Source organism: Alteromonas gracilis, assembly GCF_036870955.2.
In the GTDB taxonomy this organism is placed as follows: Bacteria; Pseudomonadota; Gammaproteobacteria; order Enterobacterales; family Alteromonadaceae; genus Alteromonas; species Alteromonas gracilis_A.
Genome location: NZ_CP145482.2, coordinates 4,436,545 through 4,462,030 on the forward strand (window position 1 = coordinate 4,436,545; position 25,486 = coordinate 4,462,030).

The window sequence follows — 25,486 nt, forward strand, 5'->3', positions numbered from 1 at the left end:
AAGGATGTTGAAAAAAACTTTGACGGCTATGGCTTACTTGTTGAGAGTTCGGATGCGCTGATTCGGTTAGTCACGCTATTGCTACCCCTAACGAAGGTAAGCCATAACCACTAACCTTAGGGGCAATAGAAAAAATGCTGAGCTTGTCTCAGCGGAATCTTAAAATGGAAACGTTATGTATTATCCTGAATTAAAATTCTTTCCTCCTGTCCTCATTGTGTATTGTGATGACTCAGAACAATACCCAACTTCCGTTGGCTTATTGGCGCAGGGTGCCGCCTACCATTGGTACGTAATGCCGGACGATGAATGGCTGAACAATAGCTATTCCCTATCCACGAAGGAGCGTTTAACCTTAGATTATCTTAATCAGGTGGGCGACCCCAAAGATTATATTTTTGATCGCATTTCAGACCTTACTTCGGGTTACGGATTGCTTCATACGTTCAACATTCCAAAGACCACGAAACTTCTACAGCAGATCAACTATGAAGGCAGCCACTCAAGGAATGAAGAGAATATGATGTTCAAGCTTAAAAATATCGTAGAGTTGGTACCGGAAAGATATCAAAAGAGGTTTTCGAAAGAAATGGATATAAGCACTGATCGCGAGCGACTTAACCCAGAGCATGCAGATGACACTTGTATCGCTGCTATCTGGACGGTTTTGCGCCTCAGTGGTATTCAGCAATGCTAGTGAACGATGAATAGTAACATGACTAACCACTCAATAATTCACCGATATGAGTGAATTATTACATTTCAATGAATCGTTCTTCATAAAATCACCGCTAGCGGTGAATAAACTTGTCATTCATTAATATCTGCCTATAATCACTGGTACTAATGAATATTAGAGTAAAGCGATGGCAAAGAAAGTCACTACCTCAAAAATGCCTGAGACAGCATTTATTGATAACGTACTGGTGTTAGGGCAATTGATTAAAGCTAAGCGCACAGAGATGGGCATGAAACTCGCTGATTGTGCTGCGCTATGTAATGTGGGTATCAATACCTTATCTCGCATTGAAAATGGCAATGATAATTGCACCCTCGCTGCGACATTTGCCGTGCTACATGGATTGGGTATCAAGCTTACGTCACCTTCGCTTGAAAAACGACATAACTCAGGTGTCAGCGATGACGAGTGGGTATAGCAAGAATGCCAGCAGACAATATCAACCAGCCCTCAGAATACACTCTGCTCATCTACTTAGCAGAACAACGTATTGGCACGTTAACTTTAGATAAAAGTACTAATCTGCTCAAACTTGAATATGAGCAGGAATGGCAGCAAACAGGCTACCCACTTTCTCCATCGTTAACACTGGATAACGCTCATTCTCGTGAAGTCGCCTATAACTACATTGATAATGCCTTACCTGAAGGAGAAGCCCGAAAACTCTTAGCGGAGCATCTCGGCGTCTCAGAAAAAAATGTTTATTCCCAAGTAAGGGCCATTGGCAAAGATTTGGCCGGGGCCATTTCATTTGAAGCGATAAAACAAAGCTCAGAAGTTTTACCAGAGGCATGTGAGCCGCAATTTAGAGCGATAGAATATGAGGAGCTGGTAACGCGGCTTGCCAACAAGGAAGATATTGGCCTAATAACATGGGATGACAAACCACGCCTGAGTGTGGCTGGCGTACAAGACAAGCTCAACATATTCATAGATAAGAAAGGCCAAATTGGGTTTGGCGATGGGACATTGTGTTCAACGCACATTCTCAAATTTGAAAAGCAGAATTGCCCCAATCTTGTACTCAACGAATACTTCTGTATGAAACTATCAAAGGCAGTAGGTCTACCCACCGCATACGTGCAGTTCACTCGCTTTGAACAATACCCGGCACTGATTGTGGAACGATTTGATCGAAAATATGCGCCTGAGCAATCCAAAGTCTTTCGCAGACACGTGATTGACGGCTGCCAAGCGCTTAACCTACCGCGAGACTACAAATACGAACGAAACCTAGGTGATGGCAGGGATGTACAACACATTCGGGACGGCGCAAGCTTGCCCCGACTCTTTGAACTGGCAAAAACCATGACATCGCCTGTTGAGAGTCTTCAATGGCTTATCAATTGGCAGTTATTTAATTTGATGATAAGCAACTACGACAGTCACGGAAAAAACGTCTCCCTGTTTTTTGATAAGCGCAATAGTCGATTCACGCCAGCCTATGACTTAGTAAATGTTGCCATGTTCCCGCAGTTTAAGCATGTACTTGCTATGGCGATGGGCGATGAGTTTGACCCCGACAGCATTAACGCCTATCAAATGGCTGATTTCGCAGAAACCTGCGGGGTGAATAAAAAGCTCTTGTCGCGCCAGTTAGGTGATTTGGCAAATAAAGTCATAGCCATACTTACACAGCAGTCATTTATCGAAACAATAACTCAAGAACCGCTTTTTACCGAAGACGACCGACAATACATGGCTGAGGTGCAAGCGCATATCTTGGCACGAACACAGCACTTAAGATCACAAGCGTCTGATATACCGAATATTGAAATATGAGGGTAAAAGCCAGAAGAAAAAGTGTACTAAATTCGCTCTGCATGAGTGCGAGCTTTTGGCAACACTTTTGCCAAATTTGGAAAAGAGATTGCCGACTTTGACACGCGAATTGCCAAAAATGGCAAGGTTTTAAAAGCACAAAAAAAGAACTTTTTTGGCGGATTGAAATTTAAACGCAAAGTTCACCTTACATTGGTTATATAACTTTATAAATTTCATAATCGTTATAATAGTTATACCATGAATCGCTCAAATTCTCTACGGAAAAAGCGGGTTCACAGTCACTTAGAGCGAACTATTTTTCAATGCTTTTTCGATATCTACACTATTATTTGAATGACTTGTGGTTTCTTTCTGACAATCAAAAAATAGTAAATATTAAATATCTTCATGCTCGATTACGCACGTCTAAATAGCCCCAGACCGCTCAGCTTGAGTGATTGACAATATTAAGGCAGCAAGGTTATGGAAATACCAACTCAAGATGTCAATAACATGTTTAAAGAGATGATCGACGAGGCAGTCGCTTTTGCAATCGTGGGTAAGGATGGACAAGTTGTCTATTCATATGCTCAGAATATAAAGATTAACTTTGACCCACACGATGCCTCCAAGATCATTGAGATGATTGCGCAGTTAACAGATAAGGAGGAGCTTTAACATTTGATCCTACGCACTAGCTGAGAATCGACTAGACTTTACTAGATAGGTTTTTATTTGAGCTTTCTAACTTTTCGCTATCTCGTGACAGGCAAAACGGGCGCAGTGCCCGTCAATTGAGAAAATCGCTATAAATTGAGTAACAATCTAATTGAGGATGAGATACGCTCTTAAATTCTCTGTCAGGCTGTGAATATCCGTATAAAACGTGTTCTCTGCGCTCTCTGACGTACGAAATCTAAGTTTGTTCACAAAAGAAACTAGCTCGCCCTCGCACTCGCGACAGCTTTCAAAAATTACAAAATGTATGTCATATCTATCCAAAAGTGGGATCAGAAAATCGAAAAATTCGGCTACTACAGACTCACTTGTCGATGCGATTTGTAACCTATTAATAATCAAATTATTGTGTAGATTATAGCCATCGTCGGCTTTGTATCGAAATAATATATTCAGGGGGCTTGTGTTGAGGTTCGAAACGAAATTTGATTGTATTTTTGCAAATCTGAGGTGAAGCAGTCTGACGGAAAATACTTTGCGACGTCTCTCTCAAAACTCTTAGCTTCTGTTTTAAAGTCATCAAAACAATCGGCTAAACTTATATGCTTTTCGCTATATGAATTGTCTTTTGTCAAATATCTTCTTTGGTCCGCTTTATTTTCTTGTAACAATCCAACTAGACCGACCCCTAATGGTTTTCTCTTGCTCACTGTAAACCTACCTTGCTATCAACAATGTAGGTTTTACGATAGTACACTTATAACCAAAATGAAAGAATATCTTTATCATTATACATATTTGAAATATGAAGATATGATATCCACTGACTAGTACGATGATGCGGAACAACTGATATTGTTCCGGCTCATTAACTTACAAATGACATCCGCTATGGGCTACATAAATATTTCTTGTACCTTCATTAGTATAAAATCCAAAGTAAAGTCTGTCTTGATAATAAACTCCATCACAACAATTGTTGCGATTTATTTTGAAATGAAACTCGCAATTTACCTCTATTGAAATACCATTTAAATCGAATGTAAACTTGAGCTGTCCTTTATTTGAACCTTGAGGAGTACATTCAAAACCAGAGGTAGCAGCTAATTCCGAAAGAATTTCCTGAGTTGACTTATCATCTAACTCTATGTCATTTAAACTTCTCAAGGAACGCGTTGTAGATACCGAAAACCCATTTATCCCAGTAATAGACGGACTAGAATACTTAGATTCCCGACTAATAGAGCCATGTGTTAGTAAAGAATCTGCAAATCCGCCGTGAAAATTTAAGTTTGTGAACACTTTTTTGCATAAATCAGAATAACTTAATTCATCTATTGGTCGTTCACTTAATACTTTTAAAACTAAGTGATATAAATCAAGACCTGAACTCACATGGTATTCAGGCGAAATGTCTTTCCAGTTCGCTTCTAATTTTAATACACCGTAGAATTCTTTTTGCTCATGGCAAGGGTTATTATTCTGAACATTTTGAGTTATGCATTCAAACGAAACGTTATTATCAATGCAATTATTTAAGGCACTATCATAAAGCTGTTGAGATAAAACTCCCACTAACCCTTGATCACCGTTGCAAGCAGTTTCAAGTATTTCCCAAAAGCCTATGGGTAAACATGATTCGTCATACCAATCATGAGGCACTTTGACCATCGAATGACTACTATTATTAATCATATCAACTGTATTCTTTAGCTGACTGATATCATTAACGATATCATTTGGTGCACTCCATTCATTGGCATTTAGTGATTGGAGGCCAAAATATACAATCCCTTGCACTCTATACTCCTGTTATTAGAGTTTTCATATCCTTAGTTTGTTGGTCGAAGAAGCCATCAGGCCATTCTGACAATTGCCCCATTTTGTTTGCTTTAATGCATTGCACAGTAGATTGTTCTTGGTCAGGTAATCTGACTACATACATAACGTTTAACTCATCAGCTGGAATCAGCTCTTTACGAATCATTACGCGTGAACCATTAATCACGTGTTCACTATGAGTTTCTACTAAAACCTGAACCCCAGCATTTGCAGTTAAAGCAATTAACTGCCCTAGCTTACTCTGTCCGCTAGGGTGAATGTGAGCTTCAGGATTTTCAATTATTACGATACTGTCTTTTTTAGCTGCAACTAGAGCCGTTACGATACTCAACGAGTACGAGATACCGAAACCAACGTTAGTTGCCTTGTGTGATTTTCCATTGCCAAAACTAAAGGAGCTATAACCAATCATCGCTTCTTTTATTACTGAGGCATTTATTTTCACATTTGGCGATATTTCGCCCATCCAAGCAATTATATTCGAAAATATAAGAGGACCGACAGCATCGTCATAAAGCCTTGGATCATCATCGGGGAGTTTTGAAACTAAGTTTCCAGTTTTATCTTTGAACCCACCTTGACTTAATCGGTGTAAAAACTGGATCGTAAACTCCCCATGCTTTCCAAGCCAATATGGATTTGAGTTATAAGAATTCAGAGGTACATTTGGCCTTGGTCCCCACCTTTCAGCGCAAATGTATACAGAGTTGGTTCTTAAATAATCGAGGGTATTCTGCCCTACGTTAATAGTCGGAAGTTGATCTATAGAAGGTGAAGCGTCAAGATTCTCACTAAAGCCCCAGCTGGACGTTTCTCCAAATCCATTGATTTCAACAAGTAATGAATCATCTTGAGCATTTTCATGTTGAATATCAGAATAATCCCCTAGCTCAATCAACTCTCCATTACACTCTACAAAGTCTGGATTGTCTGATTGCATAATCATCAAAAAACTTTGAATTATCGTACTTTTTCCTGTGCCATTTATGCTTAGGTTAAAATATTTAAATTCGAAAGTTTGATAGATATATTACTAAAACTCTTAAAGTTTAATAAATTTACTTCAGTGATCATGTGTTTTCTATAATTCCTTTTATTTTTAGCTCTTCCCCTAATTGGTCGCTCAATAGAGAAATGAAGTTATCAAAGCGATAAACTATTGTTACTCGTTTACCTGTAGATTGGCTTATTGAATACTCGAAACCTCTTCCTAACTCTTTGTAATGCTCTGACTCCCAGTCGACATATGGGCTAATGCTGCCGTTAACTAATTTATAAAACTTAGTTTTAAATTCTTTGGAAGAGTTTTTAAGCTTCTCTCTTTGTTCTGACTCCAAAAGTGCGAAAACAGAAATAATCAACTCAAACAGCGGTTTGCTAACAACAGTGCCACCAACTTCTTTCTTAAATCGACTTTGACCGAATATATCGCTCGCTAAATTTAATGCAGAATTAAAGCGAGACAGGATTTCATTGAAGAGAGGATCTGACTTATCTTCCTCATAGGTAGGATAATTGTCTATTTCGGGGTTTGGATTTAACAACAAGGTGCTAGGATCAGCCCAGTGAGCGGTAATCTGCTTTCTTTTGTTTAATGCCTGCATTGCTTTAGTTAAAAAACTATCAAACTTTGTTTCTGAAAAGTTTTTGTATCCAAATAAAATATGTGAAACAGCACCTAAAACCAACTCCATATCTTTCATACGCTTTGGCTGTATTTTACCAAAGGTTGCTAGTTGAAATGGTTTACTTTCTGCAATATATCTTAAAAATTTGACTGAACTTCCGGGGTATAATGCACAGCGAATCTCTTGATAACTCATCTTAACACCATAAGTGTTAATTCGCTGAAATAGCTCCCTCACCATCGTATCACTATCTTTTTTAATCGAAATAATATGGCAGTGAAGTTGATATTCTCTAATTTTGCGTTGATAAGGTCTAGGAAGCTCGTCGAAACATTTATCATTTAGCGGTTTAAGGAATTTTAATTCCTTCAGACTGAACTGGTTACTAATAAAATCAAAAAGAGTCGTTGTACGTTGTAACCCATCAACTATTACCCAAGAGCCATTTAACCGTTCAGCAAAGTAAAACGTTGGAATTGGCAACCCGATTAAAATCGATTCAATCAAAGCACTTTTGTTGTGCGGACTCCATATTCTTCCCTTTCGTTGAAAGTCAGGCTGTAGTTCTATTTCTTTGTGCAATAGTCGATCGTATATTAGTGATACAGTTGTAGGGTTAAACCTTATTCTTGTCGTAGATAATTGGTTGCTGTCGTCTAGTTCATCTGAATAATCTTCACTTCCCTCTATTTCAGGTAGAGTGCCTCCTTCGTACCCTATTATCTCTGGAGCATCTAACTCGATCGTATCTTCCACAGAATCTAGAGTACTTATGTAGTCATTAGCTCGATTATCTTTGAAAGCTGGTTCTATATAGGTTCCTTTAAGTCTATTTAGTAGCTCAGTAAAACTACTTTCTATGACACTTAACTTTGATGTACTAAACTCTCCGGGAAATTTAATTCTCGCTTCTTTTAGAGCTGAATCAAAGCTTTCAAGAGTTTCTTCAAATTCATTTGAGAACTCAACACGGTCAAAGTTTTTGAAGTTATCCAACGCTAACCTGAGCTTTTTTACATCACTAGCTTTAGCTTCTTTTAACTCACCCAGCTCATGGGAGCTTTCACCAGATAGATACAAGTGCTTTTTTCGATCATATTTAAAATGCTCTACATAGGGCAAATTAGCAATAATCGTTTCAGGAACATGTCTACTTGAATTTGCTCCCTCTAAGACCACTTCTACATTTGCTACACTATTTACAAGTAACTCGTTCCATATAGTTTCTAAGTGAGCAAAAGGCCTCGATTGCACTCTGCCGTTTGATGAGAGCTTGAAAAGAAACTTCTCTCCTTCATGATCTAGTTCTACCACTGTCAAGTTAGCTGTCTTCGGATTTACTGCTTTTAGTTCTAGTCCAACTAATCCTTCAATATCTTGTAAAATATCTTGAAATTTCATTTAGTTCCCTAACGCATATGTAGGACAATCGAAAAACCTATATATTTCTTGAGCTATATGATTAGCCAATTTAACAGGAACTCCATTACCTATTGTTTTAAATTTATTTGATAAAGTCATTTCTCTAGGCAGGGAAAAGTTATCAGGTATAGTTTGAATCCTCATTGCTTCTCTCACAGAGATCCTTCTCGGTAGCATAGGATGTAAATGAACTTCATTATTACCATAAGCTGCGGTCGGACTATATCGCCAACGATGAAGTCGCTTAAATGATTTTCTCGAAACATCGCCCTCTTCAACTAAAAAAAACTTATCACTTTTTGGTGTAAAGAATTCATTTTGGTTATCAAGGTGTTCTAAATTTTCTAAATAATTACCTACGCAAAGTTCAAGGGGTAAATTCTTTGGTCGTGTTATTTCTTCAGCACCAAAAGGGTTAGTAGTTGGCCACTCAAAATTACTTTTAGCATTTTCAAATTTATTGATCGTTGGCCATGTGAACCAATTATGTTTCTTATAGCTATTAGGGTGTAACAGTTTGCTTAAAAGTAATCTATTTCTCGATTCTAATTCTTTTAAATCATCGGCATTTATTACGTCATGCAGATATGACTTATGAAAAGCAACTACGATTACCCTCTCTCTGTCCTGCGCAACGCCAACATCAAGACTATTCATAATTTTTATATCAAATACATAGTCTTTGGATACTTTATGGATTTGTTCAGTTAGGTATTCTCTATGCTTTAAATTTGATAGGATACCTTTAACGTTTTCAAAAATGAAAAATGTTGGTTGAAGCCCCACAATTTGATCGAAATATAATCCGGTAAGTTTTCCGTTATCACCGAAGCTTCCTTTGTTAGTTCCTGCTACAGAGAAATCAGGACAAGGAGGTCCTCCTATAACACCAAAAAGATCAGGCCAAATTTTGCTGCTAAAAGCCTCCTGTCTAATCGAATATGGCGTGAGATCTTCAATTGAGCTTGTACAGACAGGGAAATCATCAATACAAGCGTCATGCATTTTTGCAAAGCCGTGCTTGAAGCCTTTTACAAAAGGAATGTGATATTCATTTCGCCATACAACATCGAAGCCAGCTTGGTGCATACCAAGATCTAACAAGCCAGCTCCTGTAAAAAATGATAAAACTTGTATAGCCATCTAATCCTCTTGTATTTGTGAGAACATCACAAAATTTTGTTTGTTGACTGTCGAATATTATTACAAATAGAAAAAATCTACCATTTAACAAGACGCCGCGCTTATTAAGATGAGTATATTTCTAACCATTTGTTTAATGTTGGTCTGCTAATTCCAAAGTGAACCGCAACTTCAGCTTTAGTCATTTCCGGATCACTTAACATTGCACGAGCTTTCTTTACATCTGTTGAGGAAAGCTTTGCTTTACGACCACCTTTCCGCCCCCGCGCACGCGCGGCATCAAGACCAGCCTTAGTTCTTTCCGAAATAAGCCTTCTTTCAAACTGTGCAATGGAACCGATCATATGGAATGCTAATTCACCCACGGCAGTGGTGGTGTCGATATTTTCGTTGAGTGAAATAAACTGTACCCCTTGCTGTTTAAAGCCATCTAGTAGTTCGATAAGATCTTTTAAACTCCGCCCTAAACGATCCAATCGTTGGACGATGACAATATCACCTTCTCTTAATGCATCTATCATACGCTCAAGCTCTGGACGATTTTTTGATTTGCCGCTAAAGCTTTCTCGATAAACTCTTTCACATCCAGCACTATTTAATGCATCAATTTGAGCATCTTGTAACTGATCTTCAGTACTTACCCTTGCATAACCTATCTTCATAAAATAAAGGTACCTTTTCTTTACGTAGAAAACTTTACGAGTTTATTTACATCTTTACAAGTTGTTTTGCTTCAAATTAGGTAATTGGTACAAGCGCAAAATAAATGGTCGTTTTCTTTACGCCTCAATGATCTAGGTAAATCGATTTCCAAACTACTAGTTGATATACACTTGATTGATGGTTTGGCTAAAACTAGAGATACTATGGCTAGCAAATCGACTTCTATACATAACTCCAGATAGCAAGGAAGAAAAATATGAACTCCCCCTTAGCCTTATTTACCAGCGAAGATGGAAAAGTTCGCCTGCACCTTAAATTAGAAGCAGGAGAGGGTGGGGAGCCAACACTATGGTTAACTCAAAAACAGCTAGCCGAGCTGTATGAAAAGTCCCCTAAAACCATTAGTGAGCATATTCAAAACATATACAACGAAGGAGAACTGGCTCCTGATGCAACTATCCGGAAATTCCGGACAGTTGCCCGTGAGGGCACACGGGACGTGGAACGACTACTCGACCACTATAATTTGGAAGCAGTGTTAGCAGTAGGATATCGAGTTCGTTCAAATCGCGGAACGCAGTTTAGGCAATGGGCGACAACATTGCTTAAAGAGTATTTGATCAAGGGCTTTGTAATGGATGACGAGCGCCTTAAAAACCCAGATAAAGACTTGAGCGGCGAATACTTTGATGAACTACTTGAACGTATTCGCGACATTAGAGCCTCTGAACGTCGCTTTTATCAGAAGATTACAGATATCTACGCTACGTCGAGTGATTACAATGCCAAGGCACCGATTAGTCAGCAATTTTTTGCGACGGTACAGAATAAGTTGCATTGGGCTATTCATGGCCACACAGCAGCAGAGCTAATAGCCGAACGCGCAGACAGTCAACAACCCAACATGGGGTTAACTCATTTTTCTGGGAACAAAGTGACAAAGAAAGATGTATCCGTTGCCAAAAACTATCTAACTCAAGCAGAACTCACTTCACTCAATCGTATTGTCACAATGTATCTAGACTACGCTGAAAATCAGGCCAGCAAACGCAGAGCTGTAACGATGGAGCAATGGGCAGATAAACTAGATGCATTTTTAGAGTTTAACGAGCATGACATTCTTGAAGGTGCTGGCAAGGTTTCTCATGCAGCAGCTAAAAAGCTGGCTGAAGAGCAATATGAGAGCTTTTCCGACCAGCGCCGTGTTAACCAAGCAAAAGAAGTTAGTGACTTTGATTCATTTGTAGAAAAAACAAAAAGTATTTCAAAATCATAGTCAATGAATCCGATGAATAGTTGACACCCTTATCCATAAATACTGGATATTATGGTATCCAAAACTCAAGAAATAGAGCTTTAATGGATACTATAATGTCCATTTAAAGCAAGCTTTAGTCACGACCTCCTTAAGTATTCGTTTGACGCGGTAAGAGCAGCCATATCTTCCATCATATGATAGACCCAAATTTTATCGCTTAGCTGTTGTCGACCATGTCCCATCAGGTGCTCATCTAAGGTAAATTCTGGGTGAGGATGAATCGTGTGTTTATCAAAATAGTCAGTAATTGCGTAGGCTCTTTCCAACCCGGTTAAACCTCTCGCCGCTTCTCTTGCATTTCTGATATGCCTGTTAAAATCTTTTACTTCAAAGGTCATGTTGTGACTCCGTCTACTTAATTATTTTTCAGTAGAGCACAGCCCTTTGCTGACCAACAAATAGCCACAATAAATATTTTCACCCTTTTTTAAATTATTTATTGCAGCCAACTGGAAATATTTACGGGCCCCAATAATTGAGCAGTTTCATTCATTCAAGCTAATAAAGTGGAGAAAAGCAGGCGCATATTGCGGCTAGGATGCGAGATTGGCCGTTTGGCCCAAACGTTTGTTTGTTTGTTTGTTTGTTTGTTTGTTTGTTTGTTTGTTTGTTTGTTTGTTTGTTTGTTTGTTTGTTTGTTTGTTTGTTTGTTTGTTTGTTTGTTTGTTTGTTTGTTTGTTTGTTTGTTTGTTTGTTTGTTTGTTTGTTTGTTTGTTTGTTTGTTTGTTTGTAGAGAGTATGCCGAAGCATTTGTTCCAAGCAAGCATCTTAATCTGGTGCTTGTACAAGTTCGTTCTATTAGTTTTTTAGTATTGCATGCCTGTTTGGTCTCATTATGATTGCAACTGTCGGGGGACACATTAGTCAAGTTGATGAAATTGACTAGAATACTGAAAATACAACGAGGTAAATTATGCGTAACCCGAAGTTTAACAAAGAAGAAGTGATAGCTGCTGGCATTGAACTGCAAAAACAAAACAAGACTGTCACTGGAAATGCTATTGCGTTGTCGCTTGGTGGCGGAAGACCAGATCGATTCAAATCGATTTGGGAAGAGTATCTAATGTCTCAGCAAGAGAGAGCTAGCAACGAAGTAGCGGAGTACCATCTTTCACCAGATCTAGAAGATGAGTTTTATAACCTTTCTGATAGCCTGATAAAAAATATTAAGTCTATTCTGATTGATTGCGAAAAGCGGATGAATCAACAAGCGACAGCGCGAATTGAGCATGAACAACTAACGTGTAATGAACGTGTGCTTGCTATGGAAGAAAGCCTTAAAGACGCAAATAGCTTGATTAATCAGCAAGAAGATAAGATCGAGGATCTACTTTCAAAGCAATTAGCATTCAAAGAAGAGCAAAGCACGATTGGTGAACTCGAAAAACAACAGGCCATACTAACCAACAAAATTGACAGTTTAAATGAATCGCTCAAAGACAAAGATAGATTAATACTTGAACAGAAAGCTCGTATTGATAATCTTGTTAACTTCGAATCATTACTTAAAAAACAAAGCATAACGACGTGACACAACTAACATTCAATCAAATTACGCCATTCTATGGACTTATTATTTAGTGCTAGCAATGCGCTCAACAAATGGTTGGGCGCTGACCTGCCGAGATTGCCCTCGGAGGTCAATAGACAAGCTGGAGTGAATGCCTTGGTTTCTGATGCCAACCAATTGTGTTGGCAGGTGCATATAATTGACAACCGTTATCAGTCGTTAGAAAAAACCATTGTTGTCTGTGAAGCAAACAGTCGATTTACCCTTTTTCTGCCTGTTATGCGGAAACTGTCACTTTCAGAATTGACGGACACATTGCAAATGGAATGGCAGTCGGTCTTAGCTGAGACATTGAATTACTATCAATTGCTACCAAGCTCTGACATTGCAATGTTGCTAAGCAAGTTATCAAACGTCAACTTCGATATCACGTGGGTGAAAAACACTGACCTTAGTATTAACGGGCATATCACCGACGCGGGGCTGTGGGTTACCGAAACACTGCGTGAACGAGGGCTTCTTTCGCTCACTAACGAACTCACATTAGATCTTGCAATTCACCTCAACACGCAGCGTAAGCGTATCAAGAAACGCAAAGAGAAGTTTATTCCCATAGAGCGACTATTGGATTACTGCACCAACATAACTACCGACGACAGGCAAGATACCACTTTCTCCACGGGAAACATCATCCGTCTTAACGATTTCAGACCTAAGTGACTTTCGCTTTTTATGATGTTTGGGCTTTGCTTCTGCTCATAAATTATTTATCAGTCCTAATACCAACAGTCCTTAACCTCCAGTTGTGAGGCGGATTATTTATTGCCTCTAATAATCGTGAAAAATTTTTGGAAAGTATTTATTGCAGCTAATTGGAGAATTGAAGAACCCGTGTTTTGATATTTAACGAAGTCAAAACAGAGGGCAATTCAAATGACTAAACGACCGAAAACATACACTGAAAAGCAAGTCACAAAATTAGTGGAAAAGGGTAAAAGAGGCAGATATTACGTCAGCCAAAATCTTTACCTGCTAGTCAAAGACAAAGGCATCGCATCGTGGTTTTTGCGACGCCAATTCAAGAACAAGCGTATCGAAAAGAAGATAGGGAACTATGCTTCTAACAACGTCTATTTTCTAGACTATGTGGATGCAATTGAGCTTGCAACCAAGTATCAGAGAGCCTTCGACTTGGGGTTAAATCCATTTGAGCAGCAACATGCTTTGGTTAACACATTGGATGAGCTAGTTAGTTGCTATTTAGACAGTCAAAGTGGCAGGTACATCAAGGAGCAAGAGATTTATGCTCGCGAAATACAACCATTATTGGGAAACAAGCTTTTGACTGAAATCACCCGTAATGATTTGGAGAGTGTGCTGAAATCAATGGTTGATGCCGACAGAAAATCTATTGCGTTGCGTGCTATGTATTTTTTTAGAACACTTTTCAACTATGCAAGTACACATAAACTAGTTATTGAAAATGTATCAGCTCACCTTAAACCCCATCTGCATGCTGCAAATGATGGAGAGCTAAGAGACGTGGTGTTGTCTGAATCGGAAATCGAGAAGGTATTCAACATTTTCCAACAATTCCCAGAACAAGCCCCTTTAAGAAATCAAATTGCCATCGCTCTATACCTCATGTTCGGTTGCAGAAAAAGCGAGTTATTAAAAGCCAAGTGGAGTGATTTCGATGTTACTAGACAAGAGCTAACCCTAAGACCAACTAAGAGAGGACGTGAAGAACTCATAATCGTAATTCCAGATACCATAATGCCACTATTGAACGCACTAAAGGCAATGTCACAGAACTCTCCATTCTTGTTTCCTTCAGTAAAAGGCTCAAAATCTGGACATCTAAGCGAAAGTACATTGAACAATATGCTGAAAAAATTCTTCAGGAAGCATAAGACCCGGTCTGTTAGTTTTGAAAACCCAATGGGTGCTGCTGGCGTGAAACACTTCTGGATCCATGATTTGAGACGAACGTTCACATCGCATGCAAACGATCTTGGTGCTGATAGTGATGTAACCGACCGATGTTTAAACCATAAAAAGCGTGGTAAAAAACGAATCTATGATAAGTCCATTAGAAAAAACCAAAGAGCCGCCGTCTACTCACAAATGGCAGAGTTGATTTATCCACTTACAAACCTTTCACAATATACAGAGGAGCAATGTAAACTCAACAGTGAACTAAAATCGGCTTGATCCGGTTACCAACAAGAGCTTACGCTCAAACAAATTGGATATGTAGACGGCAATAACGAATAACAGCAATACTCTACATGTCTGATTTGAAGAAACACTTCCACGCTATTAACGTTTACTCAGTTCTCTTTTCAACAGTTCTATTGCTCCTCGTTTATTCTGATGCTGAGAGGCATTATAGGTACACTCTACTGTGATACCACTTGGAATATGCTTCACCTGAACACCGACATGCACACCTAGGTTCTTTGTTTTCTCTGATTCGACGATAGTAAATTCGATATCGTTAGCGTCGATAGGAACATTTTTCATCTCACGAAGTAACAACATATCCTCAACACCAGCATTGATATGAGATTTACAACGGAAAAGATACGCTTTCTTAATTGCTTTGGTGACCGGGTCAACAGATACGATCTCCGTGCTAACCGTCACACTGGGATTAGCACATGCGCTGCACTCCTGAGATTTGAAATTAGTCACAATACTTACTGTTACGATAATTAAAAGAAAACCCTATCAGCTTTTCTCAGCGATGCAATTTGGTTGTGTTTTGATACTAAATACTAGAAACAGGTCACTTTCGATTCTGCATTAATTACCCCTAGTTTAAGGTGACATTACATGCATATTGGGCTAAAGTAGATATCGAACAAATGTGGGGAACAGGTTGGCATCAGTGGCGATATGGTGACTAAAGTGGTGACTTCTCCCAAAATAAAAATAGCTAACTTGTTACAAAATTTAGATCTTTTGGTACCAATCCTCTGCTAGATCCAGAATATTGAATAGCACACCAAGGCTCCGCTTGCCTAAAGCGGAGCCTTAACTTTTCTAAAAAACGAAGTTAACCGCCACTCTGGCCAGTGTTGCATCTAAACTGCTATTAATATCATCAGAGCGTCTTGAGACATCGGCTTTGATTGCCATACCTGCAGTAATGTCATAGCGCAATGACGCCGTGACAACAGAGTACTCAGATAACTGAGACTGTTGACTACCGATAGCCAGTGCCGTTAATGCTCCAGCAATATCTGCTGGCAACCCCGATGATGCAATGCTTGCGATACTATCGGCGTATTTCACTTCACCTGAAGACTCAAAGTGTTCATAAGTGAGCGCGGGCGTCCATTTGCCAAAGCGCGCACCAACGGTAACGTAGTATGCCTCATCGTCATTGGCAAACGTATTGTCTACTGCTACTTCGGTGTATTCAGCACCAATAAAATAATCAAAGCTGTCGTACATAGCGCTAAAGCCAATAAACTCACCTGTGTCTTCTTCAATGCGAAGCGAGTCGGCTAAATCGGCAAAGCCTGCGGCCTCAATACTATCAAATCCATTCCCCAGAGCTTGCGCGGTTGCATCGCCTGACTTTGTCAAATCGATAGTGTTAGTCGTGCGTCCAAAAACACTGCGTAGGGTAAGCGTCTCGTTGCTGATTTGTGCTGACACCAATACTGTATTGTCGCCTACGTTATCAGCGCCTAACGTTGTGCCTTTAAATTGGCCAAAGGCAACATCAAACATATAGTCCCAACCTCCGGTGTAGCCTGTTTTGGAAAGCTTCACCCCATCAAGGTTATTAAACGGCACGTTGTAAACCACACCTGGCGCCGTGATCCAGTGATAGGTATACCCCACATCAAGCGACGAAGAATAGGTAAACAAAGGAAGACGTGAACGCCCCGCAACCAGGGTTAACGAAGGGGTAATACGATAGCTAAGATATGCCCATTCAAATTCGACATCGTAGTCATCTCTACCGCGTCCTAATACCTGCGCGGTTGCTGAAAGCTTATCTGAAATATCCGAGGATACCTGAAGGGCAAACAAGCTTTCGTTTTTAAAATCAGGATCATCATCATAGCCTAAAAACGTATCGTCAGACGATGTCACGCCCATCACCACGTTACCAAAACCATTTATTCTGACGTTATCAACCGCAGTGGCTGATGCTGACGCTAAGGAAGCAGTTAGTAACACTGCCAAGTTCAAAGAATTTGATTTCACAGTATTACTCCTACTTTGTTAGAACGACTTTGACATCACTAGTAACGTTAGCCGCGTCGACATAGCCAATGGCATTTTTATTATTAGCAACCAAGTCGAGCACACTCGCTTCACTGCCAACCTCTTTTGGTGGAGAGCCTTTTCCAGTGAAAATTTGCTTCGACCAATAACTTTTGACTTGTGCGGTACTTCTGCCTAAGACTGCGCTATTGAAGTCATCTACCGCAGTGCCTGAATTAATATTTAATGTTATCGCTTCACTACCATCTGGAAACTGACTGTTTTTGCCGAGAAACAGTCGCTCAATAGCACTTTGGTCAAAGGCTGAAGTGTTAGCTGGGTGTACAATAACGGCAACGTCAGCAACCGCAACAGCGCATAGGGCTGACGTGAGAAAAAAAGAACTGAGTGCTCTCTTTGGCATGTTTATTCTCTCTAAAAGGTTTTATGTCATCCTTATTCTGCTCGTGTCACAGCACGATACTACGATCCTTGTCTAACCCTTTGAGTGTTGTCGCTGTTTCGTGTTTCGTCCAGAAACAGCGATGATTTTTTTGAGTTTCTCCTCATAAAAGCAATATTTTGGCTAGTTACCCCAAATAATGCGCGAGAAACTGCTTATGCGAAGGTAAAGCAGACACATGTTGCGTCACTTGCTGCTGTAAACCTGCCATAAATTGCCGTAACGATTCTTCGCTCATTTCATCAGCTACTCTATGGTATTGCTCGGGAAGCATGCCTTGTCCCATCAATACCTGAGTCCAAGAGTCAACGCGGAATATATCTCCATCGTCGAGGAATACACGGCTAGGTTTGCTCAAATAAGCGCAGCTTGTGTTGCAGAGAATCAGGAATGTCCATGCGCTGACATTGCTGCCAAAACGGCGAGTCGTGACGGTTAGTGACTTTATAATGCATCACAATAAAATCTAATATGGCATCCATTTCACTGGTGAACTTAGCGTTATACTCATCAATGGCACTGTCAGTTACGCCATCAAACGGGAACAGTCGCATCAACCTAACCAATCCCGTCATGATAAGGTGAATGCTTGTTGACTCAAGCGGCTCAATAAAGCCACTTGAAAGCCCAAGGGCAATACAGTTTTTATTCCAGCCTTTACGTCTTTTTCCTGGCGTAAATTGAATCACCCTAGGTTCATTGATGGGGTCGCCTGTAACCTGCGACTTAAGGGTTTCAATCGCCTTTTCATCGCTCATAAAGCGACTGCAGTAAACCAATCCATTCCCCATACGCTCTTGTAACGGGATTTGCCAGCGCCAACCAGCGTCATGTGCCACGCTTTTTGTGTAGGGTAGTGGCGCATCGGTTAGCGTTGTTTGCATAGCCACCGCACGGTCGCAGTGAAGATAGTGACGCCAATCGTCATAGCCAGTGTGCAGCGTCTGCTCAATCAACAGTCCTTTAAAGCCCGTACAGTCGATAAACAAATCACCGTCAATTACCCTACCATCTGTCAGTGAAAGCGAGGTTATATTGCTTATTGCGGGGCATTGCCCGACTTGATCAATGTCACCTACAACATGACGCGCGCCAGCCTCTAAAGACAAGCTTTTCAAAAAACGGCCATAGGCCACGGCGTCGAAGTGATAAGCGAAATTAAGTGGCATAGCATCAGATGTAGCGAACTTACCTTGCTTGGCTGCCACCAATTCAGGGCAGTAGTCGCCAAATTCTTCAGCAAATCCGCACGCTTTAGCTCTTAACCAAAAATGGTGAAACTCACCTGCCCAGCACTCTCTACCGGTTATCCCAAATGAGTGAATGTAACTGTGAGATTTTTCGCGCCAATTTTGAAACTCAATACCCAGTTTAAAAGTAGCCTGCGTGGCGCGCATAAATGCTTTCTCGTCGATGCCAAGTAATTTATGAAAGGTGCGAATTGGCGGTATGGTAGCTTCACCAACCCCAACTATGCCAATGTCTTTAGACTCAACTAACGTGATAGATAAAGACTTTCCTAGCAGCCGCGAGAGCGCTGTTGCTGCCATCCACCCCGCCGTACCGCCGCCCGCAATTACCACCTGCTTGACGCGTTTTTGAGCATTTGCGGTATTATCTGAATCCAATGGCGGCATAGCTGTCGTCCTTATTAAAGTGAGCTGATATCTGCGCGAGCAACGCTCTATTTGAGGGCAGGCCGTTTAAGTATGCCTGCTGCATTTGCTGCATTTTATTTCTTATGTCTTTCGCTTTAACCACACTGTCGTGCGTTAACCTGGTTGCGGGCATTGCCGTTTCATAACCCATCCCATAAAGCACATACTGATAGCTTGCCGACGGGAAAATCTCTTCGTTCTCGATAAAATCAAGTCGAGAAGGGCTTTGGTAGCGCCAAATATCAAGTAATTCAGCCAGTGAATCGGGTATGGTCTCGGGGTCGCGCTGAGCCAACCAATAAGGCTCTTCTCGGTCGCTTAATACATAGTGTAGCTTCAAGAAGTCAATCACGCGTTGCCAGCGGTAGGTAAAACGCGCGTTGTATCTGTTTGATAAGGTCGACATGTGTTGATGGTTATGTGGGAATGCCTCGCAAAGCATACGCAGTCCCAGCTCTACCATAGCAATCGCAGATGCCTCCAGCGGCTCAACAAACCCTGATGACATGCCCAAACTCAGGCAGTTTTTTACCCAAAATTGTTCGCGGTAGCCGGGGGAAAAACGCAGATCTTTTACCTTACACGCGGTCTTATCCGCGTCATAGCGTTTGCTTACGTGTGCAAGTAAGGTGTCTGTTGCCTGAGCTTCGCTTATCATGCCATCGGCATAGACAAGGCCCACACCACGACGATGTTGAAGCCCGATGTCCCATGTCCAACCTGTTGATTGTGCTGTGGCAACCGTCGTACTAGCAATGGCGTTATCACTGTCGCTATAGGGCACTTGTATGGCAACAGCGCGGTTATTTATTAACGTGTTCTCTACGCTAATCCAAGGCACATTGAAGTGCTTTCCAATTAAAATACCTTGCTGACCTGAACAGTCGATAAATAAGTCACCCGCTATTTCCTCGCCTTTATCGGTAACAAGTGCACTAATAAAGCCGTCATCGTCGTTTTTGACTTGTCCGATGTGCGCTTGCACGTAGCTAACGTTTCGTTTTTCAATGCAGTGCTGTTTGAGCAAATTAGCGAGCGCCGTGGCATCAAAATGATAACCATAGTTAAGCACGTGAGCGTAATCTGGGGTGTTTTCCTGTTTAGGCGCTTTGCCCGCTTTGCACATGGCAGCCTGTAAAGAAAACGCATCCTGATACGCATCATTCTTAGCCAATGTTTGCCAGCACGCATGTATATTCAGCTCGTTGTATGCAGTAGGAACGGTAAAAGGGTGATAGTAAATATGCTCATCAGTAGATGGCTTTCGCCAATTTACGAAAGATGAACCTTGTTTATAAGAAGCATGACATGTGGTGATAAAGGCCTTTTCGTCAATGCCTATATCGATAAGTGTATCGCGTAATGACGGCCATGAACCTTCCCCCACACCAATTGTGGACACATTGGGAGACTCAATCAGCGATACCTTAGAGCTAGAAGGCAGTTTAGAGGCAAGCATTCCAGCAGCAAGCCACCCCGCGGTACCGCCACCGACAATTACGATACGTTGAATACGCCCCGTATCATTGCTTTGTGTCATAACTACGCGCTTTTAACATTGACTCAAAATACACTATCAAATTTTGTGTGCGGTAAAAAGGCTCGCTGACACGCAACCTAATACATGTCAGCGAGAAACGCACCCTACGTATTAAAACTTATAGCGAACACCAAGGGCGTATCGCGCACCTAATTCGTCAAGTCGCCATAGCATTGCACTTGTTCTGCCATGTCGTCGAATGTTCTCGTCCGTAACGTTAATACCTTCAAAAGATACCGTTAAGTCTTCGGTAACATCGTAAGACACACTAAAGTCAATTTGCGAATACGACTCGGTGTAACCAGGTTCATTGATGTACTGCGACGTGGTATCTAAGAATTGGTCACGCCAGTTGTAAGCCACACGCGCTTGTAAGGCGTCTTTTTCGTACATTAGGACCACGTTTGCCGTATCACTCAAACCAACTAAAGCGAACTGAGTAATCGATGGATTAGCGTCATTATCAAAGCCAATGTCACCGTTTACTGTGGTGTAGTTGGTAAGTACACCAAACCCGCTGTCGCCAAAGAAGTGTTGCGCCGCAAATTCAAAACCATAAATGTTGGCGGCTTTATTATTAACAGGCTTCGAGTTAATAAACGTGATAAGCGGATCGTCCCCATTTGGAAGCACGTCGAATTGCTGCTCGAATTGCTCGTCGGTTAGCGAGTTATAGTCAATACCATTTTCGATTGCCGCGACCATGTTAAACAGCGACGTGTCGTTTACCGGAATACCTCGTGCTTCAAGCTCAGCACGAGCCTGTTGTGCGCGTGGACCAGCAGTAACATCGCGCAAACCGAACACGCTCTCTTCCACCTGCTCATTACCGATGAAGTTTTTCACTCGCTTATCGTAGAAACCGACAGACACATAGCTGGTTTCGTCGAAGTAATATTCAATCGACAAATCAAGGTTGTCTGACTCTAGAGGGATAAGAGCAGGGTTACCAGAACTCGCCGTCGCGGTAATATTGTCGCTCAATATCGTTGGGCCACTTTGCGGTGATACCGACGCTGCTGCACTTAAGTTGTTATAGGTCGGTCTCGCAATGGTTTTGCTGTAAGAGAAACGCGCAATGACGTTTTCAACTACTTCAATATCAAAATCAAGAGCAGGAAGTATATGATCGTAACTTGCATCAACGGCCACATCTTCCATATCGCTGCCAAAACGCACGTTAAAGTCGTTGTTTCCTTCCCAAGCAATGCCACTAGGTAAACTGATATTTGCAATTGAGGTCACATCAGTATTTTCGTAGCGAACACCTGTTAGTAGGTTGTACTCCATACCATTGAGCTCACCAGAAAGGTCAAACTCAAAGTATACCGCCGTAATATCTTCTTCAATGGTACGGTTTGTCGCAAACGGGTTGTTTGCCAAGAAATCAAAGCCATACTCTTGTGCGGCAAAAGCACCAATTTGCGCTACGCTACCCGTAAAGCCTTGTGAAAACATACCTTGTGTATCGAAATCGCTGAATTCACTTGCCAAATCAAGCGGTGTCAGCGAGCCTGCTGGCAATTCGCCTGGGTTTTCAATACCCCAGTTACCCATCGTGTGACGCGTAAGCGATTGCAATGAGGTACTTTCCATTGAACGCGATTCAATACCAAAGTTAATAGTACCCGTGTCCATGGTGTAGCTACCGTCTAAACGCGCTTGCGTTATTTCAGTATCTTGTGATGAGAAGTTCATATCTAGGATTGACGTGCCCACGTCATCTTGATCAAGCACACCATTGCCGTTCAAGTTGTCGCGCGCTTGGTCATCAAAATCAACGAACATAACAGGGAACTCGCCTGTAAAGTCAACGCCTTGACCGCGTACCACGTTTGCACCTAAGCCAAGATTAGTCCAGGTACCATAAGGCGCGTCAGGGCGACCTTCCGCAGAAGAGTTGTGTAAGTCAAAAACAAGCGTTAGGTCATCATTGACAAAGTATTCGATGTTTAAGCCGATTGATTTGTTTTCGTTAACTTGATTGAGCTCTTGAAGTGCTAAACCAAGGTCACGAGGAAGAAGATCACGTCGCTCTTGCGTAATCATGACTGGCGTTTTCACCATTTCGTCATCAAACGTTAGCTCAGTAAAATAACGATCGTCCATCCAAATAGACTGCTCAGCGCGTGCTTCATACAGCGCTTGCTTAGAGTACGTGTAATCCAACGTTGCTGTTGCTTTATCAGAAAGCGCATATTGGAAAGTAAGCTGTGCATTTGTTCTTTCACGCTCTCTGTCTGCCATGTAGTAACGCAAATCAGAAGGTATGGCAAAAAGCTGACCTAAGGCAGGCGCGTTATTCAGTACGACGGGGTCGCCACTGGCTGGGTTAGACGGGTCCGGAGACTGAGGCACTGTGCCATCAAACTCGTTAACGCGCCATTGGTTTACAAATGCACCTTGTGCAGCACTATCACGCTGTTGGAATGAACCCGTAAAGGTTACCCCGAACGTGCGGTCATCATTAAGATAATTAATAAAGCCAGATACTTCGGGAGTGACGTCATCACCAACACGAACAGTAGTATCGTGCAGGGCTTTTGCACCTACGCTTGCGGTTAAACCAGAATCGGCTGCGCTGAAGGGACGTGCTGTCTTAATGTTAATACTCGCACCAATACCACCAGTGGCAATACTAGCTCTACTCGGTCTTATAGACTTCTACTGCGCGGATACTTTCCGATGCTAAATCAGAAAATTCGAATGCACGAGAGTTGGGTGTACCACCGCCACCAGGCAACGCAGAACCCGGCATCGTTCGACCATTTAGTGTTACCATGTTGAAGTCAGGGCCAAAACCACGTGCCGTCACCTGGCTACCTTCACCATTGTTACGACTAATTGAAATACCAGTGATGCGCTGTAGTGATTCCGCCAAGTTTGTATCAGGGAATTTACCAATATCTTCTGCTGAAATTGCGTCTACGACCCCTGCAGAATCTCGTTTGATACCCATCGACTCTTGAACACTACCTCGTATTCCCGATACTTGGATGACTTCCATATCGTCAGTGGTTTCTTGCGCCATAATCGGTGCAGCCAAGCCAGTCCCAAGTATGAGGGACAGACTAGCTGCGACTTTGGTTTTATGCGGTGTTATTCGTTTCACAGTCAATCTCTCTTTTAGTGTGCTTTTGTATATTGCTGGTCCCTAGCGCTTGAGAAAGGGCTTTCTCAAAGAGATACAACGAAGCCCAACCAAAGAAAGCGCTTTCTCAAAGTTAATCCAACATCTAAAGCAGATCAACACATTTTTTACATTTATTTCACAGCAATATACTTACCGCAAATCAACCAAAACCTATAAAAATAATAAAAACAACAAATTAAACCCAAAAAGATATTACACCATAGACATGAAATCAAAGACAGCGAGAACACTAAATTAACAAAAACATTAAATAATTATGAGAAAGCGCTTTCTCATTGAAACAATCTTGTGCTATAAATTCGACACGTCGCCAACGAGAAGCAGTTCACCCTCATTGGCACTTAACCTAACAGAACAAACTAGGGTTTTAATTAATGAACAGCATTACGCTTCCCACAGACAGCCCACTTTTAAGCCGAGCTTTTGTGTTTGGATCAGCGACTTCGAGTTTTCAAATTGAGGGCGATATCGATAACCGCCTTGAATGCATTTGGGATAAATTTTGTGAACAACCCAATGCCATTGCAGACCACACGAATGGAGCTGTAGCTTGTGATCATATAAATAGATGGCAAGAAGACTTAGCGATATTGGAAGACCTAGGGGTAGACGCTTATCGTTTTTCTATTTCATGGCCTCGCGTTATCAATGAAGACGGCGAGCTTAATACAAAAGGAGTTCAGTTTTACTCTACGCTTATTGATGCTCTCAACGAAAAGGGGATCAAGCCCTTTGTGACGCTGTACCACTGGGACTTACCTCAACATTTAGAAGAAAAGGGAGGGTGGCTTTACCGTCAAACCGCTTACGCCTTTGAAAACTACGTTGATAAAATTACTCGAGCGTTAGGCGAACGTGTTTTTTCTTACGCGACGTTCAATGAACCATTTTGCAGTGCATATTTGGGTTATGAAATTGGTGTTCACGCACCGGGTAGAGTAGGGCGTGCCAATGGCCGCACAGCAGCGCATCATATTCTGCTTGCTCATGGACTCGGCATGCGTGTTCTGCGAAAAAATGTTCCAAACAGTGAAGCGGGCATCGTACTTAATTTTACGCCCTGCTATCCAAACTCAAATTCTGACGCTGACTTAGCTGCTACATCGCGTGCAGACGAGTATATTAATCAGTGGTACATGCAACCTGTAATGGAAGGCGCTTATCCTGATGTTATCAATGCGCTGCCTAAAGAAGACAGGCCTCCAGTTGAAGACGGTGATATGGAGACCATATGCCAGCCGTTAGATTTTTTAGGCATTAACTTTTACACTCGGCTACATTATTCAGCACCACGAGAGCGTGACGCCCTATTTTTTGAACACTCTCATCGAGGCCCAACAACAGATATTGGCTGGGAAATCTACCCAAAGGCACTGTATGAATTGCTGATGTCTTTAAACAATAGATATTCGCTCCCTCCCATTTTCATTACCGAAAATGGTGCAGCGATGAAAGATGAATTAGCGCAAGGTGAAGTAAAAGATTACGATAGGATAGCGTACTACAATAGTCATCTTAACGTTGTGCATGAAGCCGTTAAAAACGGCGTTGAAGTAAGTGGTTACTTTGCATGGAGCCTTTTAGATAACTTTGAGTGGGCTGAAGGCTATGAAAAGCGTTTTGGTTTGGTGCACGTGGACTTTGAAACACAAAAGCGTACGTTGAAACACAGTGCACTGGCCTATAAAGCGCTTATAAACAGTCGAAACTAAAACAGTGTCAGTGGAGATGATACGG

At 41.4% G+C, this 25,486-nt stretch carries 19 protein-coding genes and 2 pseudogenes; 9 read left to right on the plus strand and 12 right to left on the minus strand.

Going from position 1 to position 25,486, the window contains the following annotated elements; translation table 11 throughout:
* Window positions 1-175: 175 nt before the first annotated feature.
* The 4 genes from V6N89_RS21365 to V6N89_RS21380 all read left to right on the plus strand — a co-directional run bounded on the left by V6N89_RS21365 (window position 176) and on the right by V6N89_RS21380 (window position 3,181).
* Window positions 176-697 (plus strand): hypothetical protein, encoded by a 522-nt coding sequence (locus tag V6N89_RS21365; protein ID WP_338519494.1) that lies wholly within the window; start codon window positions 176-178, stop codon window positions 695-697.
* Between the two features lie 169 nt (window positions 698-866).
* Window positions 867-1,157 (plus strand): helix-turn-helix domain-containing protein, encoded by a 291-nt coding sequence (locus V6N89_RS21370; RefSeq protein ID WP_338519496.1) that lies wholly within the window; start codon window positions 867-869, stop codon window positions 1,155-1,157.
* A 5-nt stretch (window positions 1,158-1,162) separates the two neighbouring features.
* The gene (locus V6N89_RS21375; protein WP_338519498.1) at window positions 1,163-2,521 is read left to right on the plus strand and encodes a HipA domain-containing protein; all 1,359 of its coding nucleotides are present in this window, start codon (window positions 1,163-1,165) and stop codon (window positions 2,519-2,521) included.
* A gap of 465 nt (window positions 2,522-2,986) precedes the next feature.
* Window positions 2,987-3,181, plus strand: coding sequence for a hypothetical protein (locus tag V6N89_RS21380; protein ID WP_338519500.1), 195 nt, complete (start codon window positions 2,987-2,989; stop codon window positions 3,179-3,181).
* Window positions 3,182-4,054: 873 nt separating this feature from the next.
* On the opposite strand, the gene V6N89_RS21385 is transcribed toward V6N89_RS21380, so the two are convergent.
* From V6N89_RS21385 to V6N89_RS21405, 5 genes are all read right to left on the minus strand, one after another.
* On the minus strand, window positions 4,055-4,981 hold the full coding sequence (locus tag V6N89_RS21385) for a hypothetical protein (RefSeq protein WP_338519501.1): 927 nt from the start codon (window positions 4,979-4,981) through the stop codon (window positions 4,055-4,057).
* Between the two features lies 1 nt (window position 4,982).
* Complete coding sequence (locus V6N89_RS21390; protein ID WP_346993230.1) at window positions 4,983-5,969, minus strand: AAA family ATPase; 987 nt, start codon at window positions 5,967-5,969, stop codon at window positions 4,983-4,985.
* Window positions 5,970-6,093: 124 nt separating this feature from the next.
* Window positions 6,094-8,052, minus strand: a complete 1,959-nt coding sequence (locus V6N89_RS21395) for a DUF262 domain-containing protein (RefSeq protein ID WP_338519503.1) — start codon at window positions 8,050-8,052, stop codon at window positions 6,094-6,096.
* The gene (locus tag V6N89_RS21400; RefSeq protein WP_338519505.1) at window positions 8,053-9,216 is read right to left on the minus strand and encodes a DNA cytosine methyltransferase; all 1,164 of its coding nucleotides are present in this window, start codon (window positions 9,214-9,216) and stop codon (window positions 8,053-8,055) included.
* A gap of 104 nt (window positions 9,217-9,320) precedes the next feature.
* Window positions 9,321-9,878 carry a recombinase family protein gene (locus V6N89_RS21405; RefSeq protein ID WP_338519507.1) on the minus strand — a complete coding sequence of 186 codons (558 nt, stop codon included), beginning with the start codon at window positions 9,876-9,878 and terminating at the stop codon, window positions 9,321-9,323.
* A gap of 257 nt (window positions 9,879-10,135) precedes the next feature.
* Between V6N89_RS21405 and V6N89_RS21410 the strand changes: the two genes are divergently transcribed.
* Window positions 10,136-11,155, plus strand: coding sequence for a virulence RhuM family protein (locus V6N89_RS21410; RefSeq protein ID WP_338519509.1), 1,020 nt, complete (start codon window positions 10,136-10,138; stop codon window positions 11,153-11,155).
* 119 nt (window positions 11,156-11,274) lie between these two features.
* Here V6N89_RS21410 and V6N89_RS21415 read toward each other — a convergent pair whose 3' ends face one another.
* On the minus strand, window positions 11,275-11,535 hold the full coding sequence (locus V6N89_RS21415) for a hypothetical protein (RefSeq protein ID WP_338519510.1): 261 nt from the start codon (window positions 11,533-11,535) through the stop codon (window positions 11,275-11,277).
* A 575-nt stretch (window positions 11,536-12,110) separates the two neighbouring features.
* On the opposite strand from V6N89_RS21415, the gene V6N89_RS21420 reads away from it, so the two are divergent.
* The 3 genes from V6N89_RS21420 to V6N89_RS21430 all read left to right on the plus strand — a co-directional run bounded on the left by V6N89_RS21420 (window position 12,111) and on the right by V6N89_RS21430 (window position 14,921).
* The gene (locus tag V6N89_RS21420) at window positions 12,111-12,728 is read left to right on the plus strand and encodes a DNA-binding protein (RefSeq protein ID WP_338519514.1); all 618 of its coding nucleotides are present in this window, start codon (window positions 12,111-12,113) and stop codon (window positions 12,726-12,728) included.
* Between the two features lie 33 nt (window positions 12,729-12,761).
* A complete protein-coding gene (locus V6N89_RS21425; protein WP_338519516.1) occupies window positions 12,762-13,427 on the plus strand; it encodes an amino acid adenylation in 666 nt (221 codons plus the stop codon).
* A gap of 213 nt (window positions 13,428-13,640) precedes the next feature.
* A complete protein-coding gene (locus tag V6N89_RS21430) occupies window positions 13,641-14,921 on the plus strand; it encodes a tyrosine-type recombinase/integrase (RefSeq protein ID WP_338519518.1) in 1,281 nt (426 codons plus the stop codon).
* Window positions 14,922-15,029: 108 nt separating this feature from the next.
* Here V6N89_RS21430 and V6N89_RS21435 read toward each other — a convergent pair whose 3' ends face one another.
* The 6 genes and pseudogenes from V6N89_RS21435 to V6N89_RS21460 form a co-directional block, all read right to left on the minus strand.
* Window positions 15,030-15,356 (minus strand): peptide chain release factor family protein, encoded by a 327-nt coding sequence (locus tag V6N89_RS21435; protein ID WP_338519520.1) that lies wholly within the window; start codon window positions 15,354-15,356, stop codon window positions 15,030-15,032.
* Between the two features lie 399 nt (window positions 15,357-15,755).
* Window positions 15,756-16,934, minus strand: a complete 1,179-nt coding sequence (locus V6N89_RS21440; RefSeq protein ID WP_338519521.1) for a topoisomerase IV — start codon at window positions 16,932-16,934, stop codon at window positions 15,756-15,758.
* A gap of 10 nt (window positions 16,935-16,944) precedes the next feature.
* Complete coding sequence (locus V6N89_RS21445; protein WP_338519522.1) at window positions 16,945-17,358, minus strand: phosphate ABC transporter substrate-binding protein; 414 nt, start codon at window positions 17,356-17,358, stop codon at window positions 16,945-16,947.
* A gap of 166 nt (window positions 17,359-17,524) precedes the next feature.
* Window positions 17,525-19,034, minus strand: a pseudogene (locus V6N89_RS21450) (tryptophan halogenase family protein).
* Complete coding sequence (locus V6N89_RS21455; protein ID WP_338519524.1) at window positions 19,012-20,595, minus strand: tryptophan halogenase family protein; 1,584 nt, start codon at window positions 20,593-20,595, stop codon at window positions 19,012-19,014. Before V6N89_RS21455 ends, V6N89_RS21450 begins: the two are co-directional and overlap by 23 nt.
* A gap of 111 nt (window positions 20,596-20,706) precedes the next feature.
* Window positions 20,707-23,626 (minus strand): annotated as a pseudogene (locus tag V6N89_RS21460) (TonB-dependent receptor).
* Window positions 23,627-24,123: 497 nt separating this feature from the next.
* On the opposite strand from V6N89_RS21460, the gene V6N89_RS21465 reads away from it, so the two are divergent.
* Complete coding sequence (locus tag V6N89_RS21465) at window positions 24,124-25,461, plus strand: GH1 family beta-glucosidase (protein ID WP_338519526.1); 1,338 nt, start codon at window positions 24,124-24,126, stop codon at window positions 25,459-25,461.
* Window positions 25,462-25,486: the final 25 nt, after the last annotated feature.

Coding starts and splice junctions, on each gene's coding strand:
- V6N89_RS21365 (WP_338519494.1), top strand. CDS start 176: ATGTATTATCCTGAATTAAAATTCTTTCCTCCTGTCCTCATTGTGTAT.
- V6N89_RS21370 (WP_338519496.1), top strand. CDS start 867: ATGGCAAAGAAAGTCACTACCTCAAAAATGCCTGAGACAGCATTTATT.
- V6N89_RS21375 (WP_338519498.1), top strand. CDS start 1,163: ATGCCAGCAGACAATATCAACCAGCCCTCAGAATACACTCTGCTCATC.
- V6N89_RS21380 (WP_338519500.1), top strand. CDS start 2,987: ATGGAAATACCAACTCAAGATGTCAATAACATGTTTAAAGAGATGATC.
- V6N89_RS21390 (WP_346993230.1), bottom strand. CDS start 5,969: ATGATTATGCAATCAGACAATCCAGACTTTGTAGAGTGTAATGGAGAG.
- V6N89_RS21395 (WP_338519503.1), bottom strand. CDS start 8,052: ATGAAATTTCAAGATATTTTACAAGATATTGAAGGATTAGTTGGACTA.
- V6N89_RS21400 (WP_338519505.1), bottom strand. CDS start 9,216: ATGGCTATACAAGTTTTATCATTTTTTACAGGAGCTGGCTTGTTAGAT.
- V6N89_RS21405 (WP_338519507.1), bottom strand. CDS start 9,878: ATGAAGATAGGTTATGCAAGGGTAAGTACTGAAGATCAGTTACAAGAT.
- V6N89_RS21410 (WP_338519509.1), top strand. CDS start 10,136: ATGAACTCCCCCTTAGCCTTATTTACCAGCGAAGATGGAAAAGTTCGC.
- V6N89_RS21415 (WP_338519510.1), bottom strand. CDS start 11,535: ATGACCTTTGAAGTAAAAGATTTTAACAGGCATATCAGAAATGCAAGA.
- V6N89_RS21420 (WP_338519514.1), top strand. CDS start 12,111: ATGCGTAACCCGAAGTTTAACAAAGAAGAAGTGATAGCTGCTGGCATT.
- V6N89_RS21425 (WP_338519516.1), top strand. CDS start 12,762: ATGGACTTATTATTTAGTGCTAGCAATGCGCTCAACAAATGGTTGGGC.
- V6N89_RS21430 (WP_338519518.1), top strand. CDS start 13,641: ATGACTAAACGACCGAAAACATACACTGAAAAGCAAGTCACAAAATTA.
- V6N89_RS21445 (WP_338519522.1), bottom strand. CDS start 17,358: ATGCCAAAGAGAGCACTCAGTTCTTTTTTTCTCACGTCAGCCCTATGC.
- V6N89_RS21455 (WP_338519524.1), bottom strand. CDS start 20,595: ATGACACAAAGCAATGATACGGGGCGTATTCAACGTATCGTAATTGTC.
- V6N89_RS21465 (WP_338519526.1), top strand. CDS start 24,124: ATGAACAGCATTACGCTTCCCACAGACAGCCCACTTTTAAGCCGAGCT.